At 71.8% G+C, this 14,104-nt stretch carries 12 protein-coding genes; 6 read left to right on the forward strand and 6 right to left on the reverse strand.

What is annotated here, in order from left to right; translation table 11 throughout:
- The first annotated feature begins 1 nt into the window (after position 1).
- The 4 genes from ACIGWZ_RS28005 (at position 2) to ACIGWZ_RS28020 (ending at position 6,103) form a co-directional block, all read left to right on the forward strand.
- On the forward strand, positions 2-1,393 hold the full coding sequence (locus tag ACIGWZ_RS28005; RefSeq protein ID WP_400069309.1) for a glycosyltransferase: 1,392 nt from the start codon (positions 2-4) through the stop codon (positions 1,391-1,393).
- Positions 1,390-3,585: an ArnT family glycosyltransferase gene (locus ACIGWZ_RS28010; protein ID WP_400069311.1), complete on the forward strand. Its 2,196-nt coding sequence runs from the start codon at positions 1,390-1,392 to the stop codon at positions 3,583-3,585. The genes ACIGWZ_RS28005 and ACIGWZ_RS28010 overlap by 4 nt, the downstream gene beginning before the upstream one ends.
- Before the next feature lie 107 nt (positions 3,586-3,692).
- Positions 3,693-5,240 (forward strand): MFS transporter, encoded by a 1,548-nt coding sequence (locus ACIGWZ_RS28015; protein ID WP_400069314.1) that lies wholly within the window; start codon positions 3,693-3,695, stop codon positions 5,238-5,240.
- 80 nt (positions 5,241-5,320) lie between these two features.
- Complete coding sequence (locus ACIGWZ_RS28020; RefSeq protein ID WP_400069316.1) at positions 5,321-6,103, forward strand: TetR/AcrR family transcriptional regulator; 783 nt, start codon at positions 5,321-5,323, stop codon at positions 6,101-6,103.
- A gap of 16 nt (positions 6,104-6,119) precedes the next feature.
- On the opposite strand, the gene ACIGWZ_RS28025 is transcribed toward ACIGWZ_RS28020, so the two are convergent.
- The 3 genes from ACIGWZ_RS28025 to ACIGWZ_RS28035 all read right to left on the reverse strand — a co-directional run bounded on the left by ACIGWZ_RS28025 (position 6,120) and on the right by ACIGWZ_RS28035 (position 8,434).
- On the reverse strand, positions 6,120-6,968 hold the full coding sequence (locus ACIGWZ_RS28025) for a MerR family transcriptional regulator (RefSeq protein WP_400069318.1): 849 nt from the start codon (positions 6,966-6,968) through the stop codon (positions 6,120-6,122).
- A 58-nt stretch (positions 6,969-7,026) separates the two neighbouring features.
- The gene (locus tag ACIGWZ_RS28030; protein ID WP_400069320.1) at positions 7,027-7,929 is read right to left on the reverse strand and encodes a DUF2268 domain-containing protein; all 903 of its coding nucleotides are present in this window, start codon (positions 7,927-7,929) and stop codon (positions 7,027-7,029) included.
- A 130-nt stretch (positions 7,930-8,059) separates the two neighbouring features.
- Positions 8,060-8,434 (reverse strand): hypothetical protein, encoded by a 375-nt coding sequence (locus ACIGWZ_RS28035; protein WP_400069322.1) that lies wholly within the window; start codon positions 8,432-8,434, stop codon positions 8,060-8,062.
- A gap of 283 nt (positions 8,435-8,717) precedes the next feature.
- On the opposite strand from ACIGWZ_RS28035, the gene ACIGWZ_RS28040 reads away from it, so the two are divergent.
- The gene (locus ACIGWZ_RS28040; protein ID WP_400069324.1) at positions 8,718-9,341 is read left to right on the forward strand and encodes an SUKH-4 family immunity protein; all 624 of its coding nucleotides are present in this window, start codon (positions 8,718-8,720) and stop codon (positions 9,339-9,341) included.
- Positions 9,342-9,454: 113 nt separating this feature from the next.
- Here the strand turns inward: ACIGWZ_RS28040 and ACIGWZ_RS28045 are convergent, their stop codons facing one another.
- The 3 genes from ACIGWZ_RS28045 to ACIGWZ_RS28055 form a co-directional block, all read right to left on the reverse strand.
- Positions 9,455-10,297, reverse strand: a complete 843-nt coding sequence (locus tag ACIGWZ_RS28045) for a YceI family protein (protein ID WP_400069326.1) — start codon at positions 10,295-10,297, stop codon at positions 9,455-9,457.
- A 160-nt stretch (positions 10,298-10,457) separates the two neighbouring features.
- On the reverse strand, positions 10,458-13,049 hold the full coding sequence (locus ACIGWZ_RS28050) for an MFS transporter (protein WP_400069328.1): 2,592 nt from the start codon (positions 13,047-13,049) through the stop codon (positions 10,458-10,460).
- A 20-nt stretch (positions 13,050-13,069) separates the two neighbouring features.
- Entirely contained in the window at positions 13,070-13,543 is a 474-nt protein-coding gene (locus tag ACIGWZ_RS28055; protein WP_400069330.1) for a MarR family winged helix-turn-helix transcriptional regulator, read from the reverse strand.
- 254 nt (positions 13,544-13,797) lie between these two features.
- On the opposite strand from ACIGWZ_RS28055, the gene ACIGWZ_RS28060 reads away from it, so the two are divergent.
- Complete coding sequence (locus ACIGWZ_RS28060) at positions 13,798-14,019, forward strand: hypothetical protein (RefSeq protein ID WP_400069332.1); 222 nt, start codon at positions 13,798-13,800, stop codon at positions 14,017-14,019.
- Positions 14,020-14,104 lie beyond the last annotated feature (85 nt).

Consider the following 14,104-nt stretch of genomic DNA (forward strand, 5'->3'; position numbering starts at 1 on the left):
CATGACGACGACACAGCCGGCCCGCCCCCCGTTGGGCGCCCTGCCGCCACGCGAGCATCTGCGCCTCGGCCAGACCGAGACGGTCCTCGACGTCGTGATCCCCGTCTACAACGAGGAGACCGACCTCGAACCCTGCGTCCGGCGGCTGCGCGAGCACCTCGCCCGCACCTTCCCCTACGGCTTCCGGATCACCATCGCCGACAACGCGAGCACCGACCGCACCCCCGAGGTCGCCGCCCGGCTCGACGACGCGCTCGACGAGGTCACCGCCGTACGGCTGGAACAGAAGGGACGCGGCCGGGCGCTGCGCACCGTGTGGACGCTGTCCGAGGCGCCGGTGCTGGCCTATATGGACGTCGATCTGTCCACGGATCTCAATGCCCTGTTGCCGCTGGTCGCGCCGCTGATCTCCGGTCACTCCGATCTGGCGATCGGCTCGCGGCTCAGCCGCAGCGCGCGCGTGGTGCGCGGGCCGAAGCGGGAGTTCCTCTCGCGTACCTACAACCTCATCCTGCGCGGCTCGCTGGCCGCGCGGTTCTCCGACGCGCAGTGCGGGTTCAAGGCCGTACGGGGCGATGTCGCCGAGCGGCTGCTGCCGATGGTGGAGGACACCGGCTGGTTCTTCGACACCGAGATGCTGGTGCTCGCGGAGCGGGCCGGGCTGCGGATCCACGAGGTTCCGGTGGACTGGGTCGACGACCCCGACAGCACCGTGCACCTCGTCCGTACGGCGACCGATGACCTCAAGGGCGTGTGGCGGGTGGGGTGGGCGCTGGCCACCGGCCGGCTGCCGCTGGACCGGCTCGCGCGGCCCTTCGGCGACGATCCGCGCGATCGCGAGCTGAACGGCGTGCCGGGCGGGCTGGCCCGTCAGCTGGTCGGCTTCTGCGTGGTCGGGGCGCTCAGCACCCTCCTCTACCTGGGCCTCTACTCCCTCTTCCGGCTCGGCGTCGGGCCCCAACTGTCCAATGCCGCCGCCCTGTTGGTGTCCGCCCTCGGCAATACGGCCGCCAACCGGCGGCTCACCTTCGGCGTCCGGGGCCGGGACCGGGCGGTGCGCCACCAGGCCCAGGGGCTGGTGGTGTTCGCCATCGGGCTGGCCCTGACCAGCGGCGCCCTCGCCGCCCTCGACAGCGCCACCGGACATCCCTCGCACGGCACGGAACTCGCGGTCCTGGTGGCCGCCAACCTCGCGGCGACCGTGCTGCGGTTCCTGCTCTTCCGGGCGTGGGTGTTCCCCGACCGGGAGCGAGAGGGGCGGTGCGGCTGCCAGGAAACGTGGCCGGCCGCCGGCACCGGCCACGCCCACCACGTCCACCACCCCGGCCACACCGGCAGTACCGATCACCCCGGCCACACCGGCCACGACGACCTGACCAGGAGCGCTCGATGACCTCGCACCAGCCCGCCGACACGGAGGCCACGGCCGCCCAGCCGCCACCGCTCACCGCACAGGAGCGCGCGCTGGCGTCGGTCGCCGCCCCCGGGGCCCCCGCCGAGCCGCGGGACCCCCGCTGGGCGCGCCCCGCCCTGCTCGCGCTCCTGCTGGCCACCGCCGTGCTCTACCTCTGGAACCTGAGCGCCAACGGCTATGCCAACCAGTTCTACTCCGCCGCCGTACAGGCCGGCAGCGAGAGCTGGAAGGCGTTCTTCTTCGGCTCCTCCGACGCGGCCAACTCCATCACCGTCGACAAGCCTCCGGCCGCGCTGTGGCCGATGGCGCTGTCCGTACGGCTCTTCGGGCTCGGCTCCTGGTCGATCCTGGTGCCGGAGGTGCTGATGGGCGTCGCGACGGTCGGGGTGCTCCACGGGGCCGTACGGCGGCGGTTCGGTGCGGCGGCGGGGCTGCTGGCGGGCGGGGCGCTGGCGCTGACGCCGGTCGCGGCGCTGATGTTCCGCTTCAACAATCCCGATGCGCTGCTGTGTCTGCTGATGGTGTGCGCCGTCGCGGCGGTGCTGCGCGCCCTAGAGGACGGCCGGACGAAGTGGCTGCTGTGGGCCGGGCTCTGCTTCGGGCTGGGCTTTTTGACCAAGACCCTCCAGGCCTGGTTGATCCTGCCGGCGTTGGCCGTGGTCTACGCGTGCTGTGCGCCGGTCGCACTGCGCCGCCGGTTCGGACAGCTGCTGCTCGGCGGGCTGGCGATGGTGGTGTCCGGCGGCTGGTGGGTGGCGCTCGTCGAGCTGTGGCCGGCGTCCTCGCGGCCGTACATCGGCGGCTCGCAGCACAACAGCTTTCTGGAGCTGACGTTCGGCTACAACGGCTTCGGGCGGATCAGCGGGAACGAGACCGGCAGCGTCGGCGGCGGTGGCAACCGGGGCGGCGGCGGTGGCGGCTGGGGCGAGACCGGGATCACCCGGCTGTTCACGGCCGATATGGGCGGCCAGATCTCCTGGCTGCTGCCCGCCGCGCTGATCCTGCTGGTCGCGGCCGTGTGCGTGCTGTGGCGGGCCCGCCGTGCGGTCGCCGTCGAACAGGCCGCTCAGCGGTCGGAGTTCCTGGTCTGGGGCGGCGCGCTGCTGATGACCTTCGTGACCTTCAGCTTCATGTCCGGCATCTTCCACCAGTACTACAACATCGCGCTGGCGCCCTATGTCGCGGCGCTGGTCGGCATGGGGACCGTGCTGCTGTGGCGGCGCGGCGGCACGCTCGCTGCCCTCGTCCTCGCCGGAACGGCCGCGGTGACCGCCGTCTGGTCGTACGTCCTGCTGAGCCGCTCGCCGAACTGGCTGCCGTGGCTGCGCTGGACGGTGCTGGTGCTCGGACTGCTGGCGGCGCTGGGTCTGCTGCTGGCGCTGCGGAGCCGGGCGGCGGCCGTGCCCGCTCCTCCGTCCTCTCGTGCGCGCCTCGCCGCGCTCGCGGCCGGGCTCGCCCTGGTGACCGCGCTGGCCGGCCCGTTCGCCTACGTCCTCGACACGGTCGACACCGCCAAGGGCGGCTCGATCATCACGGCCGGGCCGCAGGTCCGGGGTTCCTTCGGCGGGCCGGGTGGCCGGTTCCCGGGCGGGATGCGCTACGCCGGCCTGTGGCGCGGCGGCAACGCCCCGGGCGGGCCTCAGGGCGGGCCTCAGGGTGGACCCCAAGCCGGACCGCAGGGCCGGGCCCCCGGCGGGCAGCCGCAGGGTCGCCGGCAGGCCTTCCCCGGCACCGGCAAGGCCGCAGCCGGGGCGATGGGCGGTCGCAAGGGCGGCCGGATGGGCGGCATGGGCGGCCTGCTCGACGGCGCCAAGGTGAGCGCCGAGGCCAAGGCGCTGCTCGCGAGCCATGCGGACGACTACACCTGGGCCGCCGCGGCCATCGGCTCCCAGAACGCCGCGAGCTACCAACTCGCCACCCGGAAGCCGGTGATGGCCATCGGCGGCTTCAACGGCAGCGACCCGTCGCCGACCCTCGCCCAGTTCAAGAAGTACGTCGCGGACGGACGGATCCACTACTTCATCGGCGGCGGCGGAGGCGGCTTCGGGGGCCGCGGCGGCCCCGGCGGCGGCAAGGGAGGCTCGTCGAAGATCACCTCCTGGGTCGAGAAGACCTTCAAGAAGGTCACCGTCGGCGGCGCCACCTTCTACGACCTCACCGAGAAGAGCTGACGCCGGGCCGAGCCGGGCCGGCCCTGGCGGAGACAAATCGAATGTACGGCGTATAAGAATCCCTGTACGGTGTAGATCTCTCCGCTCGCACCGTACAGGGAGCCCGTATGCCCACCGTGGCCTCCGATGCCACCGCGCTCCAGTCGCCCGGCAGAAATGCCACCCGCTGGCTGATCCTCGCGGTCATCTGCCTCGCCCAGCTCACCGTCGTCCTCGACAACACCGTGCTGAACGTCGCCATCCCCTCGCTCACCGAGGAGCTGGGCGCGACCACCGCCGACGTCCAGTGGACGATCAGCGCCTATTCGCTCGTCCAGTCCGGCCTGCTGCTCACCGCCGGCAACGCCGCCGACCGCTACGGCCGCAAGAAGATGCTCGCCGTCGGCCTGGGGCTGTTCGGCATCGCCTCGCTCGGCGCCACCCTGTCCCAGTCGCCCGCGCAGCTGATCGCCGCCCGCGCCGCCATGGGCGTCGGCGGTGCGCTCCTGATGACCACCACCCTCGCCGTCGTCATGCAGATCTTCGACGACGCCGAGCGCCCCAAGGCCATCGGCATCTGGAGCTCGGTCAACTCCCTCAGCTTCGCCGCCGGCCCGCTGATCGGCGGCACCCTCCTCGACCACTTCTGGTGGGGCTCGCTGTTCCTGGTCAACATCCCCGTCGCGCTGATCGCGCTGGTGGCCGTGGTGAGCCTGGTCCCCGAATCCAAGAGCCCCAGCGGCGACCGGCCGGACCTCCTCGGCGCGCTGCTGTCCATGATCGGCATGGTCGGCGTGGTCTACGCGATCATCACCGGCCCGGTGAGCGGCTGGCTCTCGGCCCAGGTCCTGCTCTCCGCCGCCGTCGGCGTCGCCGGGCTGGCCGCCTTCGCGCTCTGGGAGCTGCACATCCCGTACCCCATGCTGGACATGCACTTCTTCCGCAACCGCCGCTTCATCGGCGCCGTCTCCGGCGGCATCCTCGTCGCCTTCGGCATGGGCGGCTCGATCTTCCTGCTCACCCAGCACCTCCAACTGGTGCTCGGCTACGGCCCGTTGGAGGCGGGGCTGCGGATGGCGCCGCTCGCCGTCACCGTCATCCTGGTCAATTTCACCGGACTGGGCGCCCGCCTGATACGCAGGCTCGGCACCCCCGGAATGATCGTCACCGGGATGACGCTGCTCGCGGCCGGCCTCGCCGCCCTCTCCCTCCTGGGCGCCGACAGCTACGGCGGTATGCTGACCGGCCTGATCGTGATGGGTGTCGGCGTCGCGCTCGCCATGCCGACCATGGCCAACGCCATCATGTCCGCGATCCCGCCCGCCAAGGCCGGAGTCGGTGCCGGCGTCAACGGCACCCTGATGGAATTCGGGCAGGGCCTGGGCGTCGCGGTCCTCGGAGCGGTCCTCAACTCCCGCTTCGCGGCGCTGCTGCCGGTGGTCGCCGCGGGCGCCGGGTCGCTGCCCGCGGCCCTCGCCCGGACCCGTACGGACGCCGAACGCACCGCCGTCCAGGACGCGTTCGCCGACGGTATCGGCACCGGCCAGCTGGTCGGCGCGGCCGCGGTGTTCGTCGGCGGGCTGCTCGCCGCGCTGCTGCTGCGCCGCGCCGAACGCACCGGCAAGGAGGGTGCGGAGCCGTCCGTCCCGGAACCGCTCGCCGCCGCGGCGGAATAGCATCGGCGGTACAGGTGATCGTTGGTGCAAGCGATCGATGGTGGGCACGCGCGCGTGCGCGACAAGCAGGGAGGGGCGCCATGGCAGCGACGGAAGGCCGCGCCGGGAAGCGGCCGAAAAGCGTCTGGCTGACCGAACGCCCCCCGCTCAAGCGGAAGGCGGACCAGCCGGCTGGGCTGGACCTCGACAAGATCGTCGCGGCGACGGTCCGGCTGCTGGACGCCGAGGGTCTGGCGAAGTTCTCCATGCGCCGGCTCGCCGCCGAACTCGGCGTCACCGCGATGTCCGTCTACTGGTACGTCGACACCAAGGACGATCTGCTGGAGCTGGCCATCGACGCGGTGGCCGGCGAGATGCCCCTGCCCGACGAGTCCGATGCCGCCGCCGACTGGCGCGACCAGCTGCGCCTCCTGGCCACCGGCTACCGCGACATGCTGCTGCGCCACCCCTGGGCGGCCCGGCTCCTGGGCGAGTTCATCAACGTCGGCCCGCAGGCGACGGCCTTCGCCAACGCCAGTTTGCGGATCATGCACCGCAGCGGCCTGAGCCCGGTGGAAACCTCCGGCGCGCTGGCCTCCGTCTTCCAGTTCGTCTACGGCTTCTCCACCATCCGCGGCCTCCACGAAGCCCGTTGCCGCGCCGCGGGCCTGAGCCTCGACGACTACTTCGAGCAGGTCGTCGCCGCGATCTCGGAGCGCCCGGAGTTCGCCGAAATGATGGAGCTGTCCCTGCGCACCACGAGCGTCCAGGAGGGCGGGAGCGCGCTGGAGATGCTCGACCGCGACTTCACGTTCGCGCTGGATCTGCAGGTCGCGGGGATCGAGGCGATGCGGGAGCGGGGCGCCGGCCCGGCGGGGCCGTAGCGCCCACCGAGCGGGCTCACTCCCACCTCGCGGACTCCGGGTCGACGCCGTGGGCCTCGGCGTTCGCGAAGAGCACGTCGCGCAGCCAGACGGTGAGGCCCGGCGCGACGGCGTCGAAGTACTCGGTGTACCCGGGATCGCTGACGTACGTCCGCCCCAGGCAGGCCTGCATCGCATGGGTGCAGTCGAAGTACGTCGAGAGCAGCGCGCGGTGCCGCTCGGCGAGGGCGTTCGCTGCGTCGGAGCCGGGTGCGACGCCGGCGCGCTGCGCCGCGGCGAGGTCGGCGTTCAGCGCCTCCGTCGTGGCCGCGACCCGCTTCCAGTCCTCGGGGGTCATCCCGGCGGCCCGCTCGGCGTACTGGGCCCACTGCGCGGTGTCGCCCCAGCGGTTCTCGGCCTCCTCGACCCAGGCGGGCTGCCAGTCGTCGCCGAAGATGTCGACCTGCTCCTGCGGAGTCAGCCGCATCCCGGGCTGCGCGGCCGCCATCATGCGATCGACGGCGCGGAGCATCGTCTCCAGGCGGGAGATGCGCTCCACGAGCTGTGACCGCTGCCGGCGCAGGTGGTCGCGCGCGTCGGTGTGCGGGTCGTCGAGGATCCGGCCGATCTCGGCGAGCGGAAGCCCGAGCTCCCGGTAGACCAGGACCCGGTGGATCCGGGCGACGTCCTCGCCCGAGTACACCCGGTACCCGGCCGTGGTGCGCCCGCCGGGACGCACGAGGCCGATCGCGTCCCAGTGGTGCAACGCCTTCACACTGACGCCCACGAGCGCGGCCGTCCGGCCGACGGTGAGGCCGTCGGGGCCGTCCGGTTCGGCGCCCTCCCCGGCGCGGGTCGGCTCCGGTTCGCGCGCCTCACTCGTCATCGGCCCAGTGTCGCTCACCTCGCCGGGCGCCGACGTCGCTGCGCGGTCCGCGGGTGCGTCATGCGCGGGTCGGCACGCCCGCGCTCGTGAGGATGTCGCGGGCCGGCAGCGCGACGCTCTGGGCGGCGGTCAGCCCGGAGGCCGCCAGGTGGGCGTCCACGATCCGCAGGCCGGCCGCGTATCCGGCGAAGTCCGGCAGCCCGACGGGCCGCTGCCCCAAGAGCTGAGCCGTGGCATCGCCGTGCACGTACGCGGTCAGGTTCTGCATTCCGGCCACGTCGATCCCGGCCGTGATCTTCGCGTGGGCCTCGTCCAGTTCCGCGCCGGAGAGCGTCGTCGCCCAGGGCCCCATGGCCCGCTCGCCGGCCAGTTCCCGTACGAACGCCTCGGCCAGCCCCTCGGCCACGACCTGCTCGCCGACCGTGACCGTCCCGGGGTCCCAGACGACATTGGCGTAGCGCACGTTGTGGTGGAGCTCGTGCGCGGCGGCATGGTCGATCTTCGCCAGGCTGGTCTCGTTGGGCCACATCACCAGATGGATCGCCCCGGGGAAACCGCCCAGGCCGAAGTAGCCGCCACTGCGCACTGTGAGGTGGTGGTCATCGGGGTTGCCGAGCGTGAGGATGACATGCACGGTCTCGGCGCTCTTGGTTCCGGGGGGCATCGCACCGCTCAGCCGCTCCCACGCCGCGGCGAGGCGGTCCTCGATCCGCTCCCACACCCCCGCGTCCCGCATCCGCCCCAGGGCCGTCGGATAGCGCGGGTCCTCGCGGTCGATCCGGAAGCCACTGCCCATCTGCTGGTGCATCTGGACCGCGTCCAGATCGGCAGCCCCGGTCACGGCGGACATGGCGGTTTGCAGCGGGCGGTAGATCTCCCGTAGGGCGTCGGGCCGCTCCTCCAGCGGGCGCTGCAGGAGGTCGGACATCGCGGACGCCGTGTCATGAACAACGATCTTCATGTCCTGGGACCGTAGGGCCTCCTGTTGCGGGAGGGTCAAGCCGCGCGGGCGGACGGACCGCCCGCGGCGGCAACTCGGGCCGGGCCCCGCGAGGAGGCCCGGCCCGGCTGAATGCGTCTGCCCCGAACGATTACTGCCTGATGAGGAGCACCGAGTTGATCGGCGTCAGGTCCTTGACGAAGGACTGGCCGGCGGCCATCCAGCCCTGGCAGTCGCCCGTGCCGTTGTAGCCGGTGCAGGTGCGTACCCACGCGCCGCCGGTCTGGTTGTTGAAGATCATGTGGTTCCCGACCTGGTTGGACAGGTTGTGGGCCCCGTAGCTGTAGTAGGTGTTCGACGGGCGGTCGTTGTTCCATCCGGCGTTCTGCGGGTAGATGCAGAAGGCCCCGGACGGGCAGCCGTGGACGGTGCCGGCCGCCTGGGCGGCGTTGGCGCCGGTGGCGGTGGCGGTCAGGGCGGCGGCCGCGAAGGCGAGCGCCGCGGCGGCCTTGGTGATCTTGCGCATGGTGGTCCCCCTGTTTTCGTGGTCGTGGTGCACGACGCGTCGTACGGACCCGCTGCCGCGGATGCGGTGCGGGCGGCCGTACCCCCCGTCGCGACAGGCAGTTTGCCCGAGTCGCCGGGGTCGCACCATCTATTCGATCTGGACCGAAATCGGGGGCGGAAAGCGCCCGTTGCGTGATAGGCGACGGCCGGCTGTCGGTGGCCCGTTGTAGCTTTGGCGAAGCCGCGAGGAGCGGTGCGGATCGGCGTGCATCAACGTGGATCGGCGTGGATCAGGGGGAAGAATGAACGTCGACGAGTGGATCGCCGCGGCCGCGAACCCGACGGCGCAGTGGCTGGAGTCCTGTTTCGGGGTGGGTTCGCTCTGGCGGCCCGAGGAGTCGGAGCTGCCGGAGCGACTGGAGCACGAGGAGACCAGGAAGTTCCTGACCACGGTCGGTTTCCCGGCGGTCCGGATCGAGTGGTTCCTGGAGGTCTTCGCGTTCGACTCCTGCGAGCTCAAGGACGAGGACGGACCGTGGGCGGAGGACCCGGACGAGCTGTTCGGGCGACGGAGGCCCGACGACGACTCCCCGCCGACGAAGTACGCCTTCAGGTTCGGTGAGTACGAAGGGTTCGCGCTGATGCTGGACGGCGTGGCGGGACGGATCGACCTCTACGACCCGAACGGCTGGGACCACGCCGCAGGCTACGGCGGAGAGGTGCATTCGTCCCTGCCGGCCCTGGCGGGGGCGCTGGGACTGGCCACCAAGTTCGCCCAGCCGCTCGCGGGACCGGAGGGGCCGGAGGCCCTCGAACTCTTCCGGCAGGCGATCGAGGAACTCGACCCGGACGTCGCATCCGTCCTGTGGGAGAACGTCTTCGACCTGCTGGAGGAGGAGTACGAGCTGACGGGGGAGACGGGCTGACGGGGGGAGCGAGACGCTGACGGCGCGGAGGCGGACCGAGGGCCGCAGCGGCTCGGTTCCCGGCGGCGTCCCGCCCCGGATCCGCCGCCGCGGCCGGCGCGTCGCTCCACCGCTCAGCCCATCGGCAGGTTCTCCCCCTGCACCGCCTGGATGTCCAGCTCGACCTTCAGCGTCGTCCCGATCGCCGCGATGCCGGCCGCGACGACCTGGTTGTAGTTCATCTTGAAGTCCTCGCGGCGCAGTTCGGCGGTGGCGCGGAAGGCGGCGCGGACGCCGCCCCACGGGTCGGGGCCGGTGCCGAGGTAGCTCAGGTCGAGGTCCACGGGGCGTACGACGCCGTGGAGGGAGAGTTCGCCGTGGACCGTCCAGCGGTCGGGGCCGGCCGCCGACAGGCCGCTGCTGCGGTAGGTCAGCTCGGGGAACTCTTCCACGTTCAGAAAGTCCTCGGAGCGCAGATGCCCGTCGCGCATGCCGTTGCCGGTGTCGATGGAGGCGGCCTTGATGGACGCCTCGACCAGCGACTTCTCCAAGTCCTCGGCGATCTCGATCCGGCCGCTGAACTCGGTGAACCGGCCGTGCACGCTGGAGATGCCCAGGTGCTGGGCGACCGCGGCCACCGTCGAGTGCATCGGGTCGATGGTCCAGGCGCCGGGCGGCGGCAGCTCGGCCCCGCCCTGGCGGGCCAGGACGACCGTGCCGACGTCCATCCGGCCGCTCGCCGTGACGATCGCGCTGGAGGCGACCGGGGCGTAGCCGACGGCCGTCACGATGACCGTGTACGGGCCGGCCGGCAGCGGCTGTCCGCTGCGGACGGCGCCTTCCTCGTCGGCGGAGGCGCGCAGCACCTGCGCGCCCGTCATGTCGGTGACGGTCATGACGGCGTGCTGGACCGCCCAGCCGTCCCGTGTGCGGACCTGCGCCCGCAGTCCGGCAGCTCCCGCGCCGCTCGAAGTCATTGCCTCTCCCGTTTCTTGCCTGGTGCCTGTGTCGGGCTCCGGACGGCGGCGTGCAGGCCGTCCCCTGCCTGTGCGCAACGCCGCCGCCGGAGCCCTGGGGTCCGGTCCGGGGCGCGTCTCCGCTCAAAGCGCGCCCCGGACCGGGGTATTGAGGAAGGGGTTACTCGCCCGGGTGGGCGAGCGCGACGTCGTAGCCGTCGACCCCGCGTGCGTCGACCGCAAGGCCCGTGGCGACCGGCGGGTAGCCGCTCGCGATGACCGTGTAGTCGCCGGCGTCCAGGTCGGTGAAGGCGTAGGCGCCGTCCTCCCCGGTGGTCGAGGTGGCCACGACGTTGCCGGCCGCGTCCACCAGTGTGACGCGGGCGTCGGGCAGCGGGGTGCGCTGGGCACCCGCCCGTACGACGCCCTGGACCCGTGCGCCGGACAGCAGCTCGACCTCGATACGGGTCGTGCCCTGGCCGCCGACCTCGACCGGCAGCGCGGCCGGGCGGTAGTTGGCGGCGTTCACGGCGACGGTGAAGGTGCCCGGCGCCAGCTCGTCGAAGGCGAAGTGGCCCTCGGCGTTGGTCTTTCCGGTGGCCAGCACCTCGCCGCGGACGTCGGTGACGACGACCATGGCGGCGTCGACCGGCTGTCCGGTGACCGCGCTGCGGACCTGGCCGCCGAGGCCGCTGGTGCCGCTGAGCAGGATGTCGTAGCCGTGGGGCTGGTCGCCGATGACGACCGTGGAGGCCTGCGGCTGGTGGCCGTCGGCCGCGGCTATCAGGACGTACGAGCCGGCGCCGGGGGCGTTCAGCACGTACGAGCCGTTGGCCTGGGCGACCGCGCGGCCCAGCTGGCGGCCGCTGAGCGAGATCAGCGTGACGGCCGAGCGGGGTACGGGGTTGCCCTCCGCGTTGCGGACGAAGCCGTGGACCGCGGGGCCGGGCGGGGTGCCGTCACCGGCGGAGGCGTACGCGGCCAGCGGCTGGGCGGCCGCCGCCACGGCCGGCTGCGCCCAGGAGGGGGTGTGCGCGTCGTCGTCCGAGGTGAGCGGGGCACCCACCAGGGCGGGCTCGCGCTCCTCGATCGGCGCCGCGGCCGCGGCCGCGGCCTGGGCCGGGACGGTGGCGTCCGACGGGGTGGCCGGGGCCTCCTCGCTCGCCGCGCTCTGGGACAGTCCGCCACGTGTCTTCAACGCGACCTCCTTGATGAACAGGGTGAACAGGAAGGCGAGCAGCGCGCAGGGCGCCGCGTACAGGAACACATCGCCGACACCGTGGCCGTAGGCGCTCTCCATGACGGTGCGCAGCGGAGCCGGGAGGGCGTCCAGGTCCGGGATGCCGCCGCCGCTGTTGCCGGCGCCGTGGGCGGCGGCCTTGGCGGCCTTGGGGCCGAGTTCGGCGAGGCCGTCCTTGACGTAGTGGGTGACGCGATTGGCGAGTACCGCACCGAGGGCCGAGACGCCCACCGCACCACCGAGGGAGCGGAAGAAGGTCACGACGGACGAGGCGGAACCGAGGTCCTGAGGGGCGACCTGGTTCTGCGTGGCCAGGACCAGGTTCTGCATCATCATGCCGATGCCCAGGCCCATCAGGGCCATGAAGATCGCGATGTGCCAGTACTCGGTGTCGTAGCGGATGGTGCCCAGCAGACCCAGGCCCGCGGTCACCAGCACGCCACCGGAGACCAGCCAGGCCTTCCAGCGGCCGGTCTTGGTGATGATCTGGCCCGAGAGGGTGGACGAGATGAACAGGCCACCGATCATCGGGATCGTCATGACGCCGGACATCGTCGGCGACTTGCCGCGCGCCAGCTGGAAGTACTGGCTGAAGAAGACGGTGCCGGAGAACATCGCGATACCGACGAACAGCGAGGCCAGCGAGGCGAGGGTGATCGTCTTGTTGCGGAACAGCCGCAACGGGATGATCGGCTCCTTGGCCTTGGACTCGACGAGGATGAAGAGCGCGCCGAGCACCACCGCGCCGCCGACCATCGCGGCGGTCTGCCACGACGCCCAGTCGTACTTGTCACCGGCCAGCGTGACCCACACCAGCAGCAGCGAGACCGCCGCGCTGATGAAGAACGCGCCCGCCCAGTCGACCTTGACGCCCTCGCGCTTGACGACGGGCAGCTTCAGGGTCTTCTGCAGCACGATCAGCGCGATGACCGCGAACGGGACGCCGACGTAGAAGCACCAGCGCCAGCCCAGCCAGCTGGTGTCGGTGATGACGCCGCCGAGCAGCGGGCCGCCGACGGTGGCGACGGCGAAGACCGCGCCGAGGTAGCCGCTGTACCGGCCGCGCTCGCGCGGCGAGATCATCGCGGCCATCACGATCTGGGCCAGGGCGGACAGACCGCCCACGCCTATGCCCTGCACCACGCGGCAGGCGATCAGCATGCCGGTGTTCTGCGAGAGGCCGGCGACGACCGAGCCCGCGACGTAGATGATCAGCGCGAACTGCACCAGCAGCTTCTTGCTGAACAGGTCGGAGAGCTTGCCCCACAGGGGCGTGCTCGCCGTCATCGACAGCAGCGCGGCGGTGACGACCCAGGTGTAGGCACTCTGTCCGCCGTCGAGGTCATGGATGATCTCGGGCAGCGCGTTGGACACGATCGTCGACGACAGGATGGCGACGAACATGCCGAGCAGCAGCCCGGACAGCGCCTCCATGATCTGACGGTGAGTCATCGGGGCGCCGTCGGCGGCGCCGTGCCCGCCTCCGTGTTTGGCGTGGCCGCCCCGCACACCAGCTGGTGAGGTCGTAGCCATGTAGTTCCTTTGCTTTCTTTTCATCCTGCGGGTGTACGGGTGAGGGAGTCGTGGTGCGCCCGGGTACGGCAGTCGCCGAAGCTTGTACGCAGCCTGGCGAGCAGCTCGATGAGGTGCCCGACGTCGGTGTCGGTCCAGTCGTCCAGATACCGGGCGAGGGTCTCGGTGTAACGCGCGGAGAGTTCTGCGAGGAGCTCGGTGCCGCTCGGGGTCAGGCGCAGCAGCCGCGACCGCTTGTCCGCCGGGTCGGGCTTGCGCTCGATCCAGCCGCGCTCAGCGACATGGGCGACGTGCCGGCTGGTCACCGACATGTCGATCGCGAGCAGCTCGGCCAGCTGGCTCATCCGCATCTCGCCGTGCCGGTCGAGAAGGGTGAGCACGCCGGCCGATGCGGGCGGGCAGTCCTGGGGCAGGATCCGTCCCATTTCGCGCTTGACGGCGCCGATGGCACTGAGTTGCCTGGCCAGCTCTTCGTACTGACTCTGAGCTGCCACGGGCTCCTCCACGCATCTTCACTTCACGTCTTCGCTTCGTGTCGTGCTCCGCAACGTTCTTTGTTGCTTGAGGCAACCATAGATTATGTTGGTTGCTGAAGGCAAACTTGTTTCGGGCGTCCGGGGTAAAGCGAACGAAAAGTCTCGGCCGCGCCGAGGTCGGCGGTCCCGCCCGGTCACACAAAAGTGCAGGTCATGTGGGCACGCGCCCCAGGGGTGCCCCTTGGACGCCCAGTTCGCTAGGGTCCTTCCCCATGGCGACCAACCCTCAGAACCAGGCCGGCGGTAACTACGACCCGGCGGGCAGCACCCAGATGTTCCGCGCCTTCGTGGACGAGGGCGGCGCCCCTCAGGGTCCCGAGGGCCGCCGCGCGGCGGCGCCGCAGGGCGGCGGCGGGGCGCGGGTGGGCCTCATCGTGGGCGTGATCGTCGCGCTCGTGGTGGTGGCCGGCGCGGCCTGGCTGGCGCTGAAGTAGTCCCTCCGTTACACCGCGCCGTCCGCCGGCGCCCGTACGGTTCCCGGGCCGGACCGTACGGCCGACCCGCAAGGGTCCTTCCCGG

Origin of the sequence: Streptomyces sp. NPDC053427, from assembly GCF_044544985.1 — a bacterium.
GTDB lineage: Bacteria > Actinomycetota > Actinomycetes > Streptomycetales > Streptomycetaceae > Streptomyces.